General features: G+C 58.6%; 17 protein-coding genes. 9 read left to right on the top strand and 8 right to left on the bottom strand.

Annotated features, from left to right (window positions below; translation table 11 throughout):
* Positions 1 to 2: 2 nt before the first annotated feature.
* From IF205_RS06630 to IF205_RS06605, 6 genes are all read right to left on the bottom strand, one after another.
* Entirely contained in the window at positions 3 to 887 is an 885-nt protein-coding gene (locus IF205_RS06630; RefSeq protein ID WP_259782506.1) for a DMT family transporter, read from the bottom strand.
* Positions 888 to 955: 68 nt separating this feature from the next.
* The gene (locus IF205_RS06625; protein WP_259782505.1) at positions 956 to 1795 is read right to left on the bottom strand and encodes an AraC family transcriptional regulator; all 840 of its coding nucleotides are present in this window, start codon (positions 1793 to 1795) and stop codon (positions 956 to 958) included.
* Between the two features lie 59 nt (positions 1796 to 1854).
* Complete coding sequence (ftsY, locus tag IF205_RS06620) at positions 1855 to 2775, bottom strand: signal recognition particle-docking protein FtsY (protein ID WP_259782504.1); 921 nt, start codon at positions 2773 to 2775, stop codon at positions 1855 to 1857.
* Positions 2772 to 4058 (bottom strand): tRNA (N(6)-L-threonylcarbamoyladenosine(37)-C(2))-methylthiotransferase MtaB, encoded by a 1287-nt coding sequence (gene mtaB / locus IF205_RS06615; RefSeq protein ID WP_375542678.1) that lies wholly within the window; start codon positions 4056 to 4058, stop codon positions 2772 to 2774. Before mtaB ends, ftsY begins: the two co-directional genes overlap by 4 nt.
* Positions 4055 to 4924, bottom strand: coding sequence for a diaminopimelate epimerase (gene dapF, locus IF205_RS06610; protein ID WP_311195742.1), 870 nt, complete (start codon positions 4922 to 4924; stop codon positions 4055 to 4057). Before dapF ends, mtaB begins: the two co-directional genes overlap by 4 nt.
* Before the next feature lie 132 nt (positions 4925 to 5056).
* A complete protein-coding gene (locus IF205_RS06605) occupies positions 5057 to 5695 on the bottom strand; it encodes a pyridoxamine 5'-phosphate oxidase family protein (protein ID WP_259782502.1) in 639 nt (212 codons plus the stop codon).
* Positions 5696 to 5799: 104 nt separating this feature from the next.
* Here IF205_RS06605 and IF205_RS06600 point away from each other — a divergent pair, with 104 nt between their 5' ends.
* The 9 genes from IF205_RS06600 (at position 5800) to leuD (ending at position 13034) form a co-directional block, all read left to right on the top strand.
* Positions 5800 to 6795, top strand: coding sequence for a threonine/serine dehydratase family protein (locus tag IF205_RS06600; protein WP_259782501.1), 996 nt, complete (start codon positions 5800 to 5802; stop codon positions 6793 to 6795).
* A 211-nt stretch (positions 6796 to 7006) separates the two neighbouring features.
* On the top strand, positions 7007 to 8386 hold the full coding sequence (gene ffh / locus IF205_RS06595; RefSeq protein WP_259782500.1) for a signal recognition particle protein: 1380 nt from the start codon (positions 7007 to 7009) through the stop codon (positions 8384 to 8386).
* A 72-nt stretch (positions 8387 to 8458) separates the two neighbouring features.
* On the top strand, positions 8459 to 8854 hold the full coding sequence (gene rpsP / locus IF205_RS06590; RefSeq protein ID WP_259782499.1) for a 30S ribosomal protein S16: 396 nt from the start codon (positions 8459 to 8461) through the stop codon (positions 8852 to 8854).
* A 42-nt stretch (positions 8855 to 8896) separates the two neighbouring features.
* Positions 8897 to 9451: a ribosome maturation factor RimM gene (gene rimM / locus IF205_RS06585; RefSeq protein WP_259782498.1), complete on the top strand. Its 555-nt coding sequence runs from the start codon at positions 8897 to 8899 to the stop codon at positions 9449 to 9451.
* Positions 9448 to 10152 (top strand): tRNA (guanosine(37)-N1)-methyltransferase TrmD, encoded by a 705-nt coding sequence (gene trmD, locus IF205_RS06580; protein WP_259782497.1) that lies wholly within the window; start codon positions 9448 to 9450, stop codon positions 10150 to 10152. Before rimM ends, trmD begins: the two co-directional genes overlap by 4 nt.
* Positions 10153 to 10181: 29 nt before the next feature.
* Positions 10182 to 10562 (top strand): 50S ribosomal protein L19, encoded by a 381-nt coding sequence (rplS, locus tag IF205_RS06575; RefSeq protein ID WP_259782496.1) that lies wholly within the window; start codon positions 10182 to 10184, stop codon positions 10560 to 10562.
* A gap of 243 nt (positions 10563 to 10805) precedes the next feature.
* Positions 10806 to 12212, top strand: coding sequence for a 3-isopropylmalate dehydratase large subunit (gene leuC / locus IF205_RS06570; RefSeq protein WP_259782495.1), 1407 nt, complete (start codon positions 10806 to 10808; stop codon positions 12210 to 12212).
* Complete coding sequence (locus IF205_RS06565; RefSeq protein WP_259782494.1) at positions 12212 to 12397, top strand: hypothetical protein; 186 nt, start codon at positions 12212 to 12214, stop codon at positions 12395 to 12397. The genes leuC and IF205_RS06565 overlap by 1 nt, the downstream gene beginning before the upstream one ends.
* Positions 12398 to 12413: 16 nt before the next feature.
* Positions 12414 to 13034, top strand: coding sequence for a 3-isopropylmalate dehydratase small subunit (gene leuD / locus IF205_RS06560; protein ID WP_259782493.1), 621 nt, complete (start codon positions 12414 to 12416; stop codon positions 13032 to 13034).
* A gap of 70 nt (positions 13035 to 13104) precedes the next feature.
* Here leuD and IF205_RS06555 read toward each other — a convergent pair whose 3' ends face one another.
* The gene (locus tag IF205_RS06555; RefSeq protein WP_259782492.1) at positions 13105 to 14448 is read right to left on the bottom strand and encodes an esterase-like activity of phytase family protein; all 1344 of its coding nucleotides are present in this window, start codon (positions 14446 to 14448) and stop codon (positions 13105 to 13107) included.
* A gap of 157 nt (positions 14449 to 14605) precedes the next feature.
* Positions 14606 to 16711 carry a methyl-accepting chemotaxis protein gene (locus tag IF205_RS06550; protein ID WP_259782491.1) on the bottom strand — a complete coding sequence of 702 codons (2106 nt, stop codon included), beginning with the start codon at positions 16709 to 16711 and terminating at the stop codon, positions 14606 to 14608.
* Positions 16712 to 17016: the final 305 nt, after the last annotated feature.

The following is a 17016-nucleotide window of genomic DNA, read 5'->3' as shown; positions in this document are numbered from 1 at the left end:
GTTCAGGAAAGTTTTCGCCGGCGCGCAGGAAGCAGCACCCCCAGCAAAATCGCTGTGATCGTCAGCAACATGCCTGCCAGATGCAGCGGTGTTACGGTTTCATCCAGCATAAGCGCCCCGCCGATCACCGCACTCATAGGAAGAATGGCTGAAAACAGGCCCGAGCGTGTCATCGGCACCCGCTTGGCTCCCCAGAACCAAAGCCCGTAGCAAATCACGCTGGCCGTGGCAGAGAAATATAACGCCATCAGCCACACGTCGGTCGGCACCGACGTCCAGACAAAGTCACGCAGTTCCCAGATTGCCATCGGCAGGAACATGAGGGCCGCAAATCCGTTCAGCCAGGTTGTCGCGGCAAGGGCCGAAAGCCTGGTGGAGGCCCGTTGTGCCACCATCAGAAAATAGGATTCCGCCAAAACCGCGCCCAGGACCAGCATATTGCCCAACAGGTCACTTTTACCACCGGAACCGGCCCCGGCCAGATTGACGAAACAGATTCCCAACACCGCACAGCCGATTACCGCCATCTCGCGCAACCGGATTTTCTCACCAAAGAGAAAGACGGCCAACAATGCCGCCCCCGCCGGAATGGCGCTTGTGATAATCCCGGCGCTGACGGCAGACGTGCGTTCGACCCCCAACAGGATGAAAACGTTAAACAGGAAGGCCCCGAAAAAAGCCTGTGACGCCAGGGTTTTCGCACTGGCCTTATCCAGCCGCCATTCGCCCCTGTGCACAAGAACCGGTGCCAGGACAACAAAACCGAAGAGACAGCGCAGAAAGGCGAACAGGAATACCGGGATATAGACGACAACAGCCTTACTGACCGGAACATTCAGTCCAACCAGGGCCATGGCCGCCGCCAAAGACAAATAGGGTAACAGCATAATGTCCTCCACAGGGATACCGTTCATCCCTATGACGGATCGGAGGAGACCGCTTGTACAATATTGCCCTATGACAGGGACAGGCGCAGCGCCCCTGGTGTGGTGCCGTATATCTTCTTGAAATGCCTCGTGAAATGAGACTGGTCGTAAAAACCGGCAGCCAACCCTGCCTGCGTCACACTCACACCGCGCCGCAACTGATCCAACCCGCGTTGCAGGCGGCATTGTGTCAGGAAACTATAGGGCGACAATCCATAGGCGCGTTTGAAACTGCGCAGGAAGTGAAATTTTGACAGGCCACAGAGGGCCGCAAGATCGTCCAGGTTATGGTCCGTCAATGGGTCATCCCGCAGCAGTTGCCACGCCAGAGCCACCGCGGCAGCGGCGTTGAAATGCGGCCTGACCCGTTCCGTCCCATGCCGCCGGACCACCTTCCCCAACAGTTCCACCAGCAGGCCATCCGTACCTAACCGCCCCTCCCCGTCGCGATAACCCTTGTGCAGGACATGGATGATCCGCGCAAGGTCATGATCTTGGGCCGCTGTCGGGGCCACCTCCAGATTACCGGTCATTGCGACGCCAGCCTCACGGGCGGCATCCCGGACCAGTTGCGGTTCGATATAGATGGTTCTGAAGCTGCGGCCATGATCGCCGAGTGGCAGCCCGTCATGCACCTCGCCCGGATTGACGAGCATCACGTCGCCCGCCTCGGTCACACGGTGCTTTTGCCCATAGACCGAATCCTGCGCGCCGTCATACATCACGCCAAAGCAAAAGGCGTCATGGGTGTGCTTGGGATAACTGTGACGGGTTTGCAGGGCGCTGACCACAAGCACGTCATCCCGGTTCGCACCATGGAACCGGATGTCGCCCATTTCCTCGTGGGAGTCTGATTGATGGTCAAGCATGTCAACTGCCTCCGGCGATTGCTATAGCATGCTTTCGCCGGAGACCGGAAGTGCAAGCCTTACTCGGCAATGCCCATCAGGCTGCGGGCATAGTCGTCGGCCTTGAAGGGACGCAGGTCTTCTGCCTTCTCGCCCACGCCGATGGCATGGATCGGCAGGCCGAATTTCTCCGCCAGCGCCACCAGCACGCCACCCTTGGCCGTACCGTCCAGTTTGGTCATCACCAGACCGCCGACATTGACCATCTCACGGAAGGTCTCGACCTGGGAATGGGCGTTCTGGCCGACTGTCGCATCCAGCACCAGAAGCGTGCTGTGCGGCGCGGTTTCATCCTTCTTGCGGATGACACGAACAACCTTTTCCAGCTCCGCCATCAGGTCCTTCTTGTTATGCAGGCGACCGGCCGTGTCGATCAGCAACACATCCGAGCCTTCCGCCTTGGCGCGTTCGATCGCGTCAAAGGCAAGGCCTGCGGCATCCGCACCGGTTTCCTTGGCAATCACCGGACAGCCGGTACGCTCACCCCAAATCTGCAACTGTTCCACCGCCGCGGCACGGAAGGTGTCGCCCGCCGCCAGCATGACCTTCAGGCCCTGTTCGCGGTAATGCTGGGCCAGTTTGCCGATGGTGGTGGTCTTGCCACTGCCATTCACGCCGACCACCAGAACCACATGGGGTTTCAGACTGCTATTAATTTCCAGCGGCTTGGCAACCGGCTCCAGGATCGTGGCGATTTCCTCGGCCAGCGCACCACGTACTTCCTCGTCCGTGACTTCCTTGTCAAAGCGGGATTTGGCCAGCGCCGCCGTCAGCTTGGCCGCCGTCGCCGGGCCCATATCGGCGGTGATCAGAACCTCTTCCAGTTCTTCCAGCGCCTCATCGTCCAGCTTGCGCTTTTTGATGACATCGGCGATGCCGCCAACGATCTTGCTTGAGGATTTGGACAGACCGGCCTTCAGCCGGGAAAACCAACCACTCATGCTGCGGCCTCACGAACCGGTTTTGCCAAAAGCATGTTCTCTTCAACCCCTGTTATCTCGACAGTCAGCAAACTGCCGTCTTCCACCGGTTCTGACAAGCGCACCGGCGCGAAATATTCCGTACGGCCCACGCCGTCTTTCTCGAAAAGCACATGGGCCATCCTGCCAACCTGGGCGGCCAGATGGGCCGCTTCCTTCTCCGCCCCCTTGGCGCGCAGGCGGGCGGCGCGTTCCTTGCGCAGGGCCTTGGGCACCTGGTTCGGGATTTTCGCAGCAGGCGTGCCCGGCCGTTCCGAATAGGGAAAGACATGCAACCAGGTCAGGTCGCAGTCGTCCACCGCCCGCAACGTGTTTTCGAACATCTCGTCCGTTTCCGTCGGGAAACCGGCAATCAGGTCCGCACCCAGCACCATATCCGGTCGGGCCGCGCGAAGGCGCTGGCACAACTCAATGGCATGATCGCGCAGATGGCGGCGTTTCATCCGCTTCAGGATCATGTCGTCCCCGGCTTGGAGCGACAGATGCAGATGCGGCATGATGCGCGGCTCTTCCGCGATCACCTGGAACAGGTCATCATCCATTTCGATACAGTCGATGGAAGAAATGCGCAGGCGCGGCAGTTCCGGCACGGCCGCCATCAGACGGCGGACCATCTGCCCCAAGGTCGGCTCACCCGGCAGGTCCCCGCCGTAGGAGGTGATATCCACCCCGGTCAGCACCACTTCCTTATAGCCATTGGCAACCAGTTGTTTCACCTGGGAGACCACTTCGCCCATCGGCACGGAACGGCTGTTGCCGCGGCCATAGGGGATGATGCAGAAGGTACAGCGATGATCGCAGCCGTTTTGCACCTGAACAAAGGCGCGCGCCCGGCCTTCGAACCCGGCGACCAGATGACCGGCGGTTTCTTCAACCGACATGATATCGTTGACCAGAACCTTTTCCGCGCTAGCCACGCCGAACTGGTCGAAGGTATCGGCCTGCATCTTTTCCATATTGCCGACAACGCGGTCCACCTCGGCCATACCGGCAAAGTCATCGGGATGTACCTGGGCGGCACAGCCGGTCACGATGATCTGGGCATCGGGATTTTCCCGCCGCGCCTTGCGGATGGTCTGGCGGGCCTGACGTTCGGCCTCTGCCGTTACCGCACAGGTATTGATGATCACGGCATCATGCAGGCCTGCCTTTTTGGCATTCTCCCGCATGACTTCGGATTCATAGGCATTCAACCGGCAGCCGAAGGTGACGATTTCCACATCCTTATGCGGGGCGTTGCTCATAGCAGCCATTCCCCGGTGAAGGCCGTCGCCACCGGGCCGGTCATCAACACATGCCCGTTTTCCAGCCACTCAAGGGTCAGCCAGCCGCCATCCATCTCGATCCGCGCCTTGCGCCCGTCGATCAATCCCCGGCGCACGGCGGCAACGATGGTCGCACAGGCCCCGGACCCGCAGGCCAGCGTCCGCCCTGCCCCGCGCTCCCAGACGCGCAGGCGCATCGTGCCATCGGGGCGCACGGTCACCAGTTCCACATTGGTGCGTTCGGGAAACAGCCGGTGATGTTCGATCTGCGGCCCGATCTTTTCCAGCGGCAGCGCCTCGGCATCGTCTACAAAGAAAACGCAATGGGGATTGCCCATGCCGACCGCCACCGGGCCACCGATCTGTTCAATGTCGATGGGCAGGCATTCCGTATTCATGTCTTCCGACAGGGGGACGTCGTGCCAGTCAAGCTGGGCCGCGCCCATATCAACCGTGTAGTTCCCCTCACCGGCGTTACGGGCATGAAGATCGCCGCGCCGGGTGCGGATCACAACCTGATCCTTGGCTGTTTCGTCCATCAAAAGCGAAGCAACGCAGCGCGTGGCATTCCCGCAGGCCCCGGATTCGGAGCCATCCGGATTATAGATGCGCATGAAGACATCCGCATCGCCATCAACCGGCTCCATGATGATGAACTGGTCGCACCCGATCCCGAACCGGCGGTCGGACATCAGGCGCACCTGATCGCGGGACAGAAGCCAGTCTTTGTCCCGGCCATCGACAACGACAAAATCGTTGCCCAGCCCGTGCATCTTCCGGAATGGGATATTCATCACGTCACTACCTAACATCTGAATGCCAGTCTCGCGTTCAGCCTCCATCATACGCCGAACGCCCCATCATGCAGCAACAACCTGCATAAAAAAGCTCGCGCGCGTTATATTGTGGATAAGTGGGAAAAGTCCAGTCTTTTAAGGCAAGACCGGCCATGACGGGGTTGGTTTGTTCGCTTCGCCCTAATAAATCGTCTTCTTCATATGTTCCGGGTAGTTCCGGTCATAGGCTTCGCCGTCGAAGCCCTGCATCACGCCATTCAGCATCTTGCCTGCGGTCGGAACAGTGCCGCGTTCAACCTGGCTTTCCGGTTTCCACAGGCCGGAGCGGGCAATGGCCTTCTGGCATTGGAAGTAGATGCGCTCGACGGTGATGCGGATCACGCTTGCCGGGGCTTTTCCCTGCACCTCAAAGCTGGCGCAAAGCTCAGGCTCGGTGGTGATGACCGCCCGACCGTTAACCCGCATGGTCTCGCCGATACCGGGGATCAGGAAGAGCAGTGATATACGGTCATCGCGCACGATATTACGCAAAGTATCCAGCCGATTGTTGCCGCGCCGGTCGGGGATCAGCAGGGTTTTGTTGTCCACCACATGGACAAAACCCGGTGCGTCGCCACGCGGCGAGCAATCCATGCCTTCCGGCCCGACGGTGGCAACCGCCACAAAGGGGGAGTTTTCGATCCAGGTCCGATAGTCGTCGGAGATATAGTCGATCTCCTTTTTCAGCGCCCTTTCGGGAACCGGCCCGTAGACCTCTTCCAGCTCTTCAATACTGGAAATCGAATGGTCTTCGGTTGATGGGATGATCGAATCCGGCATGTCCTTCCCCTTACTGCATTTTTTGAGATTGTGTTTTTCTAGACCATCCTTAACTAATGACGGAAGAAGAAAAACCACAAGACACCTGTGATGGGGGAACCGACATGACCGAGCATCCGGCACCGAGCCTGAATGAAATCAAACAGGCGGCAAACAGCCTGCAGGGCAAGATCGTCAACACGCCGGTGGTGAAACTCTCCTCCGACCGTATCGCGCCCTATCTGCCCGACGGCGCGGAGATGTCGATCAAGCTGGAGCTGTTTCAGCAGGCCGGTTCCTTCAAGGCCCGTGGTGCATTGCTCAGCGTCGAAGCCCTCAACGAGGATGAGCGCCAGCGCGGTATCACCACCGTCAGCGCGGGCAACCATGCCCTGGCCGCAAGTTGGGCCGCCAACAAGGCCGGTGTCCATGCCAAGGTCGTCATGACGAAAACCGCCGACCCGATCCGGGTGGCGGGCTGCCGGGCGCAGGGTGCGGAAGTGATTCTGGTGGAAGATATCCACGCCGCCTTTGACGAGGTGGAGCGTATCAAACAGGAGGAAGGCCGAACCTTCGTCCACCCGTTTGAAGGGCGTTACCTGACGCTGGGTACCGGCACCTGCGGCTATGAATACGCAACCCAGGTGCCCGACCTGGATGTGGCAATTGTGCCCATCGGCGGCGGCGGCCTGATCTCCGGCATGTCGACCGCCTTCAAGGCAATGAACCCGAAGATCGAGGTAATCGGCGTCGAACCCTTTGGTGCCGACAGCATGTATCGCAGCTTCCAGTCCGGCCAGCCGGAAAAACTGGAAAAGGTCCAGACCATCGCCGACAGCCTGGGCTCCCCGCTCGCCATGCCCTATTCCTTCGCCGTGGCGCACGCCCATGTGGACCGTGTGGTGCGTATCGAAGACGAAGACATGCTGCGCGGCATGGCCGTCCTCTACGACGCCCTCAAAATCGCCGTCGAACCGGCGGGTGCCGCCTCAACGGCCGCCGCCATGTCGGTGCTGAAAGAGGAACTGGCGGGCAAACGCGTCGGCGTCATCGCCTGCGGCTCCAACATCGGTGCGGACGCCTTTGCGGGTTACGTGGCGAAAGGCCGGGAGCTTCTGTAATCCGGACAAAGTTTATTACGCCCTTCCTAACAAAGACGCAGAGGCACGGAACGCTTGACTCTGCGCCTGCCCGCGCGTAGAAACCTTCCAGATTTCAAGCCAGCACAGGGCTTTTGGCTCCGAGGAGCCCCGCCAGTCCGCGAGTTTCGCGCACTGGCGTAAATTGCGTTGTGCCCTTGGCCTTTGATGATGAAACGATTTTGAGGACCGCATGTTTGACACGCTGACAGGCAAATTAGGCGAGGTTTTTGAAGGGCTTAAGCGTAAGGGCAGCCTGAAGGAAGCCGATGTCAATGCCGCCATGCGCGAAATCCGGCTGGCGCTGCTGGAAGCAGATGTCGCCCTGCCGGTCGTCAAGAAATTCGTTGAGACCGTCAAGGAACAGGCCGTCGGTCAGGAAGTCCTGAAATCGGTCACGCCCGGTCAGCAGGTCATCAAGATCGTGCACGATGCGCTGGTCGACATGCTGGGCGCGGAAAATAACGAGCTGAACCTGCTGGGCGAACCGCCCGCCGTTGTGATGATGGTCGGCCTGCAGGGTTCCGGTAAAACCACCAGCACCGCCAAAATCGCCAAGCGCCTGACCGAAAAGGGCCGCAAGAAGGTGATGATGGTCTCGCTCGACGTGGCGCGCCCGGCGGCACAGGAACAGTTGAAGGTGCTGGGTGAACAGGTAACCGTCAACACCCTGCCGATCGTCGCCGGTCAGCAGCCGATCGACATCACCAAACGCGCGCTGCAGGCGGCAAAGCTGGGCGGTTATGACGTGGTCATGCTGGATACCGCCGGTCGTCTGCATATTGACGAGAGCCTGATGGATGAGGTCTCGATGGTGAAAACCATCGCCAGCCCGTCCGAAACCCTGCTGGTTGCAGACAGCATGACCGGCCAGGATGCGGTCACGGTCGCAGACAGCTTCAACAAGCGTATCGGCCTGTCCGGTATCGTGCTGACCCGTGTCGATGGTGACGCCCGCGGCGGTGCGGCGCTGTCCATGCGTCAGGTCACCGACTGCCCGATCAAATTCCTGGGCACCGGCGAGAAGATGGACGAGCTGGAAGATTTCCACGCCGACCGTATCGCCAACCGGATTTTGGGCATGGGCGACGTGGTCTCGCTGGTGGAAAAAGCCGCCGAGACCATTGAGCAGGAAGAAGCTGAAAAGCTCGCCAAGCGCATGGAGAAAGGGCTGTTCGATCTGAACGACATGGCCAAACAACTCCAGCAGATGCGCAAGATGGGCGGCCTGCAGGGCGTGATGGGCATGCTGCCCGGTGTCGGCAAGCTGAAACAGCAGATGGCCGGTGCGAATGTCGACGACAAGATGATCAAACGTCAGGAGGCTATCATCTCCTCCATGACGGACGCGGAACGCAAGAACCCGAAAGTGATCCATGCTTCGCGCAAGAAGCGTATCGCCGCCGGTTCCGGCACCAGCGTCCAGGACGTCAACAAGCTGCTGAAGCAGTATCAGATGATGTCCAAAATGATGAAAAAAGTCAGCAAGTTGGGGAAAAAAGGATTCATGCGTTCGCTCGGTGGCATGCTTCCCCCCAACGCGATGCCGCCCGGCGGCGGTTTCCCGCGCTAGGCGGAATCAAACCGAGTTTTTGTTGTTGAGCGAGTGTAACCAAACACTTTTGTAACTGGAGAATAGGAAACTATGAGCCTTAAAGTACGTCTCGCCCGCGGTGGCGCCAAAAAGCGTCCGTATTACCGCATCGTGGTGGCCGACTCCCGCTCCCCGCGTGACGGTCGCTTCATCGAGAAGATCGGTAGCTACAACCCGATGTTGCCGAAAGACCACGCTGATCGCATTCAGATCAACGAAGAGCGCGTGAAACACTGGTTGTCCGTTGGCGCCACGCCGACTGACCGCGTTCAGCGCTTCCTGGCCAACATGGGTCTGGCTGAAAAGCCGGCGATCAATGAACAGCCGAAGAAAAGCGCGCCGAGTGCAAAAACTCTCGAGCGTATCCGCGAGCGTGAAGAAAAAGCCGCTGCTGCCGCTGAAGCTGCTGCAGAAGCTACGGAAGCTGCTGAAGGCGCTGAGGCCTAAGCCTCACTGCTGTTTCTTCTGGGCAAATAGGATTAACCGATCGTGGTCAAAAATACCGAAAACCGACTTTGCTTGGGCGTGATTACCGGCGCACACGGCATTCGCGGGCAGGTTCGGATCAAAAGCTTCACGGCTGATCCGGAACAGCTTACCGCTTATGGCGCGTTGTCGGATGCCAAAGGCGACAAGGTTTTCAAACTGACCGTGAACGGCCAATCCAAAGGCCAGCTCATCGCCAAGATCAAAGGGGTCAACGACCGCAATGCGGCAGAAGACCTGAAGGGCCAGGAATTGTTCATCGAACGCAGCCGCCTGCCGGCGCCGGACGAAGAAGAATTCTACCACGCCGACCTGATCGGCCTTGCTGTCGAGACCATCGACGGCGAAGCCTATGGCACGGTCAAGGCAGTCCATGATTTTGGCGCAGGCGATATTCTCGACATCAAACTCACCAGCGGTAAGGGCGCGATGCTGCCATTTACCAAGGAGACGGTGCCGACGATCGACCTGGATGCTGGCAAACTGGTGGTCAACCCGCCGGTTGAAACCGAAGCCAAGGCGGACGAGGAAGACGTATCGGAGGAAAAACAGGCATGAGCAACGCCTGGAAAGCCACGATCCTGACCTTGTTCCCGGACATGTTTCCGGGGCCGCTCGGCCTGTCCATTCCCGGCCGCGCCATGAAAAATGGCTGCTGGGACATGGAGACGGTGGATATCCGGAGCTTTGCCACCGACAAACACCGTACCGTGGACGACACGCCCTGTGGCGGCGGCCCCGGCATGGTGATGCGCCCCGATGTGGTCGATGCCGCAATCGCTTCGGTTGCCGACCGTCCGGGCCCGGTTGTCTATCTCTCCCCCCGCGGCGAGGTATTCAGTCAGGCGATCGCTCATGAACTGGCCGAAGAGCCGGGTATGACGATGATCTGCGGACGGTATGAAGGGATCGACCAGCGTGTGCTGGACAAACGCCAGGTGCGTGAGATCAGCCTGGGCGATTTCGTGCTGTCCGGTGGTGAACCGGCAGCCCATGCCATCCTTGATGCCGTCGTGCGCTTGCTGCCCGGCGCGTTGGGAGCGGACGAAAGCCTGGAAGAAGAAAGCTTCGCAAGCGGGTTGCTTGAATACCCGCATTACACGCGGCCCGCGGAATGGGACGGCCGGAAGGTTCCGGACATCCTGCTCAGCGGACACCACAAGAAGATTGACGCCTGGCGTCTGGCGGAGGCAGAGCGGATCACCCGTGAACGCCGTCCCGACCTCTGGGACCGCTATGTCGCAGGCCAAAGTCATTAACCTGATGTGAATGTAGAAGGACTGAACCCATGAACATCATTGAACAGCTCGAAAAAGAGCAGCTTGATCAGCGTACCCCGGAAGGTGGCGTTCCGGAATTCCAGGCGGGCGACACCGTCCGTGTCAACGTGAAGGTTGTCGAGGGCAACCGTGAGCGTGTCCAGGCTTACGAAGGCGTTTGCATTGCACGCAAAAACGCTGGCCTGAACAGCTCCTTCACGGTACGCAAACTGTCCTACGGCGAAGGCGTCGAGCGTGTATTCCCGCTCTACAGCCCGCGTATCGACAGCATCGAAGTCATTCGCCGTGGTAAAGTTCGCCGCGCGAAACTGTACTACCTGCGTGGCCGTACCGGTAAGTCCGCTCGTATCGCCGAGCGCCGCGACACCAAAAAGGCAGACAAAAGCTAAGTCAGCTTTCTGCCCGACAGGCCGTTCAGTCCACGCCGCCACCTGGAAAACCGGGTGGCGGCGAAGGGCGTTCTAAAGTCCGCATATATGGGGTCTTTGGAATGCTCATAACAAGTGCTGTAACGGCGTTGCTATTGAAGGCTCGGGCCTAGGTCTCTATGCTGCGCGCACCCTGGATCAGTGCGCAATAAAAACAGGCATTACCCAGGACACTGAGTACAATTATTTCAGGAGAGGACAATTATGGCGCAGCCCCGCACGCTCTTTGACAAGATCTGGGATGCCCATGTGGTGGATACGCAGGAGGATGGGACCTGCCTGCTTTATATCGACCGTCACATGGTTCACGAAGTCACCAGCGCCCAGGCATTCGAAGGTCTACGGACTGCAGGACGCAAAGTGCGCGCACCGGGCCAGACACTGGCCGTGGCCGACCATAACGTCCCCACCTCCGACCGTGCCAACGGCATTGCCGACGAAGAAAGCCGCATCCAGGTCGAGACTCTCGCCAACAACTGTGCGGAATTCGGCGTTCCCTATTTCGAGATGAGCGATATCCGCCAGGGCATCGTGCATATCGTCGGCCCCGAGCAGGGCTTTACCATGCCCGGCATGACCATCGTCTGCGGCGATAGCCACACAGCGACCCACGGGGCTTTCGGCTCGCTGGCCTTCGGCATCGGCACATCCGAAGTCGAACATGTGCTGGCAACCCAGACCCTGCTGCAGAAACCGGCCAAGAACATGCGCGTCACCGTCGAGGGCGACCTGCCCGCCGGTGTGACCGCCAAGGACCTGACGCTGGCCATTATCGGCAAGATCGGCACCGCCGGGGGCACCGGTTACGTGATCGAATATGCCGGTGATGCAATCCGCCAGCTTTCCATGGAAGGCCGCATGACCATCTGCAACATGGCCATCGAAGGCGGCGCCCGTGCAGGTCTGATCGCGCCGGACGACACCACCTTTGAATACATCAAGGGCCGCCCGATGGCGCCGACCGGCGAGAACTGGGACAAGGCCGTTGAATACTGGTCCTCCCTGCCGTCGGACGAAGGCGCGGAATATGACGTGGAAATCACGCTGCACACCAGCGAGATCGCCCCGCAGGTCACTTGGGGTACCAGCCCGGAAGACGTAATCCCGGTCACCGGCAATGTTCCCGACCCGGCCAAGGCCGACAACCCGAACAAGGCTGCTGCCATGCAGCGTGCCCTGGACTATATGGGCCTGACCGCCGGCACCCCGATGACCGAAGTTCCCATCGACACGGTCTTCATCGGTTCCTGCACCAACGGCCGCATCGAAGACCTGCGCGCCGTGGCGGAAATCGCAAAGGGCCGCAAGGTTGCCGAAAACGTCCGCGCCATGATCGTTCCCGGCTCCGGCCTGGTGAAAGAACAGGCGGAAGCCGAAGGTCTGGACAAGATTTTCAAGGAAGCAGGCTTTGACTGGCGTGAGCCGGGCTGCTCCATGTGTCTGGCCATGAACGCCGACAAGCTGGCCCCGGGCGAGCGTTGTGCGTCGACCTCCAACCGTAACTTCGAAGGCCGTCAGGGCCGCGGCGGCCGGACCCATCTGGTCAGCCCCGTCATGGCCGCAGCCGCTGCCATCAAGGGCACGCTGGCTGACGTACGGGAGTTTCTGTGATGCATGCAATTGATCTCAACAACGATCAGGACTGGTTGAGCAATCTGTTCAAGCAGGACCTGAGCACCAATGGCTGGAATGTCGCCGAATTGCTGCCCAGTGCAGCCAACGACGACGTCGAAGAAGTGGACCTGCTCGACAGTGAGCTGGCCTATTGGCTGATGACCGCCAAGAAGAAACGCTAAGGGGAGGTTCAAGAGCATGCAGAAATTCAACAAACTGACCGGGATTGCCGCACCGCTGGACCTGATCAACATCGACACTGATATGATCATCCCTAAGCAGTATCTGAAAACCATCAAACGCACGGGTCTCGGCAAGAACCTGTTCGATGAGATGCGCTTTAACGACGATGGTTCCGAAAATCCGGATTTCGTGCTGAACAAGCAGGCCTACCGTGGGGCGGAAATCCTGGTTGCCGGTGACAACTTCGGCTGTGGTTCGTCGCGTGAGCATGCGCCCTGGGCGTTGCTGGACTTCGGCATCCGCTGTGTGATCGCACCCAGCTTTGCCGACATCTTCTATAACAACTGCTTCAAGAACGGCATCCTGCCGATCAAGCTGCCGCGCGAAGTGGTCGACAGCCTGATGGACAAGGCCGACCGTGGCTCCAATGCCACCTTCACCATTGACCTGGAAAACCAGAAAGTGGTCGATCCGGATGGTGAGGAATATGACTTCGACGTGGATGAGTTCCGCCGTCACTGCCTGTTGAACGGGCTGGACGACATTTCGCTCACCCTGCAGAAGAACGAAAAGATCGACACTTACGAGGACAGCCGCGCAGAAACGACCCCCTGGGTCTTCCGCGACGCCTCGTGACAGGTGACCGACTACTAAAGGAAAAGCCCGCCGGTTTCGGCGGGCTTTTCCTGTTTCTACGAGACCGTTTCTAGTAAAGCGGCTTCTTCAAGGGAACGGTGACAATCTGGGTCTTCGCCCCCATGATGCCAAAGTCGTTGTCGTTGACAAACATCAGCGTCTTGGCGTCGACAATGCCGATCCCTTCCACCTTGGACGGCATCTTCGGAATGTTTTCACTCCACAGCGCCAGTTTCTTATGAGCAAAACGGATGCCGTGTTTACGCTCCAGGTCGGAGACATTCAGGGAAGACAGCGTCGGCGACTTGCTTTCCATATCCCAGGGGCTCGCCAGGATGTTTGTGGCCTGGCTCAGGTCCACTTCATAGAATTTCGTGGATTTGGAAATCCGCTCCAGCACCAGAAGCCTGTTCGGCGCCATCCAGCGCAGCTCGCTGACTTTCACGTCGGATTGCTTTCGCTTTTTCTTCTTGTTGTCGGCCAGGAAGCTGGTCGGCAGATCCAGGACATAGACATATTCGCCGACCATGCGGCCCTGTTTCAGGTCGTACTGCCCCAGACGCACGATGCGCGATTTCTTGTAGGTCTTGCCATTGGGATTGGCGAGCGGGCTCTGCAGGGAGAAATAGAGGTAGTTCTCGTCACCCGACACGGCCATGGATTCAATACCACGGTTCAGCTTACGCTTTTTCCAGACCGACGGCAGCTTGCCCGTCACTGTATAGTGCGCCTCGGCCAGGTCCTTTTCGAGGCCAGCCGGAACGATACGTTCGATAATACGGCCATCCGCACCAACATGGATGATGCTCGGCCCATATTCTTCAGACAGCCAGAAACTGCCGTCGGATAGTTTCACGATAGCCTCGGTGTCCAGACCGGCGGCGGACATGGGCAGACGCGAACCGTCCGGCGAATAGGCATATTCAGTATTGGTCTGCTTCAGCGGGTTGGACACGCCGCCAACAGGCTGGCCGGTGCGGTCGGAGATGACCAATGTCTTTTCAATCGCAAAGGTATTGTCCGGATTCAGCCTGACTTTGTAGATCGACGGCGCGAATTGCGGCATCGGAAAGATTTTGCCCTTCTTGTCACCCTGGCAGACCTGCGCGGTGGACAGGCCGATAACCTTCTCCGAATCCTTGCATTTGATATTCGGACCACGGTCGGAAACCGTGTAGAGGACGTTTTCGTCACCGGACTTGTCGAAATAGGCGCCACTACCGATCCCGATGTTGAGCTTCAGGGTCTTCCCCCCCTTGAATGCCGCAAGCCCCAGGTCCAGCGCATCAGCCTGCGCCTCATAGACCTTCACGTCGGATCGGTCCAACCCCGCCTTCTGCGTCGTCGTGCCCGCACAGGCCGACAGCAATGCGCCGCCTGCCAGAAGTGCCATTCCGGCAAATTTTCTCTGCATAGACTTCCCCATACTTCTATTCATTTACGACCAAATGGGATGACCCTAATGGGGGAGCACGACCGATTTGTGTATATTATGTTACCGTTTATTGACCCTAGACGAAGAAAAGCCCCCGGCAGGCGGGGGCTTTGGAAGGTTGACGGCAGGCCCGGTTCTATTCGGTCCGGATCTTTTCCACGAAGTTTTTCACTGCTGCGTCCAGGTTCCGTGCCTGATCCGCCAATGCCGTGGCCGACTCCTGGACCTCCGAGGCGGACTCACCGGTCTGAGTCGCGGTATCCTTCATGCCGGTCACATTGCTGGACACTTCGTTGGTTCCCGCCGCGGCCTGCTGGACACTGCTGGAGATTTCCCGTGTGGCCGCTTCCTGTTCTTCCACCGCAGCCGCGATTGCCGTTGCAATGGAATGGATGGACCCGATCGTCTGGCCGATGCTTTCGATGGCATCCACCGTCCCACGGGTTTCGGTCTGGATCGCGTTGATCTGCTGTACGATTTCATCCGTGGCCTTGCCCGTCTGGTTGGCGAGGCTTTTCACCTCATTGGCAACCACGGCGAACCCCTTGCCCGCCTCACCGGCGCGCGCGGCTTCGATCGTGGCATTCAGGGCCAGCAGGTTCGTCTGCTCGGCAATATCGTTAATCAGGCTGACCACTTCACCGATCTTGTCAGCCGCCTCGGCCAAGGCCCGGACCATCTTGTTGGACCGGTCAGCCTCTTCCACCGCGCCGCTGGCGATCTGGGCGGATTTGGCAACCTGCTGGCTGATTTCGTTGATGGAGGCTGTCAGTTCCTCGGTCGACGCGGCGACGGTCTGTACATTGACCGAGGCCTCTTCCGCGGCGCCAGCAACAGTGACCGCCTGTTCCTGAGACCGGTCGGCCATCTGGTTCATCTGGTCAGCCGCCCCCGCCATCTGGTTGGAAGAGTTGGAGACGCTGGCCACGATCTCACCGACGGAGCTTTCGAAATCATCCGCCAGTTGCCTGCGCGCCTGCTTGCGTTCCTCTTCCGTGCGAATCTTGGCTGCCTCCTGCTCCAGTTCCATGTCCCGAACCTTTTGGGCGTTCTGCTTGAAGGTTTCCAGGGCCTGGTTCACCTGACCGATCTCGTCACCGCGTTCCTGTCCCGGAATATCGATCTGATAGTTACCGTCCTGCAGGGCGTTGATGACGCCGATGCTCTGGGTCAGCGGACGGCGGATCAGAACAATACTCACAAAAGTCAGTGCGCCGACGATGATCAGGATCGCAACCACGCCACCGGCAATCGTCATGTTACGCAGGAAATTGGCATCCTCGACGATCTTCGCCTTGGGGATATTGACCACAACCGACCAGGGCGTGTTGGTGCGCGGCACCTGAACCGGAATGAACACCCGGACGAAATCACCGTCATCCTGGGTCCAGCTTTCCCCCTTCTGAATGCGGGAAACAGCGTCCTTGAAGATCGCAGCAATATTCTTTTGTTCTGGAATATTCTTACCAAGGAAATCCTTGTTTTCATGCGCCACCCATTTCCCCTTATAGGAAATCAGATAGACACTGCCGGTCTCAAAGGGATGCAGGGCACCAAATTCTTCGGCGAGAAGATTTGTCATGATATCAACCCCGGCAACACCCAGAAACTTACCGGTTTTATTCAGGATAGGAACAACGAATGACGGCAGGAGGACTCCGCCATCTCCCAGGTCTTTATAGAAGACGGGGTCAACAACAGTCGGTCGTTTTTCCCTTTTGGGAATGTTATAGTAATCGAGATCCTCTGAATTTGAAGTTTCCGTCTTCGCCAGTCCAGTCAAAGCCGAACCGACAACACCATCTCCGTAGTTAAAGTAATAGGTGGCATATCGCCCGGTTTCCGGATCGTTCAGGGGGCTGTTGTCATTCTTGTAGTCGGCGTCCTTACCATCCAGAGCATTCGGTTCGTAACCGGCCCAGGCCCCAGCCAGGTTCGGATTCTGATCCAGCGTTTCCTTCAGTATCGCATCGTAAACATGGCGATCCTTGACCCCTGCCCCCTCACGCAGCCCCTTGAACGCCACGCCGATCATCTCAGCGACCTTCATCGCTCCATCAAGACGTTTGGAGATTTGTTCGGCATGGAAGCTGCCAAGTTCCTGCGCCTTTTCGATGGTGAGACGCCGGGTAATATCCGATGCCTGCATGGATTGCAGCGTGATCCCCACCGCCAGGCACAAGGCCACGACGAGGGTGCTGACCAAAGACAGCTTCGCGCTCAAAGACAGTTTATTCCACATAGTGCCCCCTTGGAGACCCGGCCAACATTGCCGTTAAACCCACATAAAAAAAGCCTTGAACCCCGGATGATCCGCAGGTCCCCCATTATTCTAAGCGCCTAAAATATCTGGATATTCCTAAAGAAAGGTAAAACTGTATGTCACCTAAGGGTCACAAACCTGGAAGATAGAGACTTTATTCTTTCCCCCCGGGACAGGCGGTTTTGCCTTTGCTGCGGTCTGGTCAAACCCGGAAACTACCGTTAAAACAGCGGCCAAATGGGATTGATCCGTATCCATAATCCCGAAAAGTTGAAATGACCTTT

The organism is Aestuariispira ectoiniformans, assembly GCF_025136295.1.
GTDB classification, from domain to species: Bacteria; Pseudomonadota; Alphaproteobacteria; order UBA8366; family Aestuariispiraceae; genus Aestuariispira_A; species Aestuariispira_A ectoiniformans.
The sequence above is the reverse complement of the archived record's forward strand: the minus strand, read 5'-3'. Positions and strand labels throughout refer to the sequence as shown.

What these genes read in the sequence shown, in the direction of transcription:
- IF205_RS06630 (WP_259782506.1), bottom strand. Translation starts at nt 887, where the DNA reads ATGCTGTTACCCTATTTGTCTTTGGCGGCGGCCATGGCCCTGGTTGGA.
- IF205_RS06625 (WP_259782505.1), bottom strand. Translation starts at nt 1,795, where the DNA reads ATGCTTGACCATCAATCAGACTCCCACGAGGAAATGGGCGACATCCGG.
- ftsY (WP_259782504.1), bottom strand. Translation starts at nt 2,775, where the DNA reads ATGAGTGGTTGGTTTTCCCGGCTGAAGGCCGGTCTGTCCAAATCCTCA.
- mtaB (WP_375542678.1), bottom strand. Translation starts at nt 4,058, where the DNA reads ATGAGCAACGCCCCGCATAAGGATGTGGAAATCGTCACCTTCGGCTGC.
- dapF (WP_311195742.1), bottom strand. Translation starts at nt 4,924, where the DNA reads ATGATGGAGGCTGAACGCGAGACTGGCATTCAGATGTTAGGTAGTGAC.
- IF205_RS06605 (WP_259782502.1), bottom strand. Translation starts at nt 5,695, where the DNA reads ATGCCGGATTCGATCATCCCATCAACCGAAGACCATTCGATTTCCAGT.
- IF205_RS06600 (WP_259782501.1), top strand. Translation starts at nt 5,800, where the DNA reads ATGACCGAGCATCCGGCACCGAGCCTGAATGAAATCAAACAGGCGGCA.
- ffh (WP_259782500.1), top strand. Translation starts at nt 7,007, where the DNA reads ATGTTTGACACGCTGACAGGCAAATTAGGCGAGGTTTTTGAAGGGCTT.
- rpsP (WP_259782499.1), top strand. Translation starts at nt 8,459, where the DNA reads ATGAGCCTTAAAGTACGTCTCGCCCGCGGTGGCGCCAAAAAGCGTCCG.
- trmD (WP_259782497.1), top strand. Translation starts at nt 9,448, where the DNA reads ATGAGCAACGCCTGGAAAGCCACGATCCTGACCTTGTTCCCGGACATG.
- rplS (WP_259782496.1), top strand. Translation starts at nt 10,182, where the DNA reads ATGAACATCATTGAACAGCTCGAAAAAGAGCAGCTTGATCAGCGTACC.
- leuC (WP_259782495.1), top strand. Translation starts at nt 10,806, where the DNA reads ATGGCGCAGCCCCGCACGCTCTTTGACAAGATCTGGGATGCCCATGTG.
- IF205_RS06565 (WP_259782494.1), top strand. Translation starts at nt 12,212, where the DNA reads ATGCATGCAATTGATCTCAACAACGATCAGGACTGGTTGAGCAATCTG.
- leuD (WP_259782493.1), top strand. Translation starts at nt 12,414, where the DNA reads ATGCAGAAATTCAACAAACTGACCGGGATTGCCGCACCGCTGGACCTG.
- IF205_RS06555 (WP_259782492.1), bottom strand. Translation starts at nt 14,448, where the DNA reads ATGCAGAGAAAATTTGCCGGAATGGCACTTCTGGCAGGCGGCGCATTG.
- IF205_RS06550 (WP_259782491.1), bottom strand. Translation starts at nt 16,711, where the DNA reads ATGTGGAATAAACTGTCTTTGAGCGCGAAGCTGTCTTTGGTCAGCACC.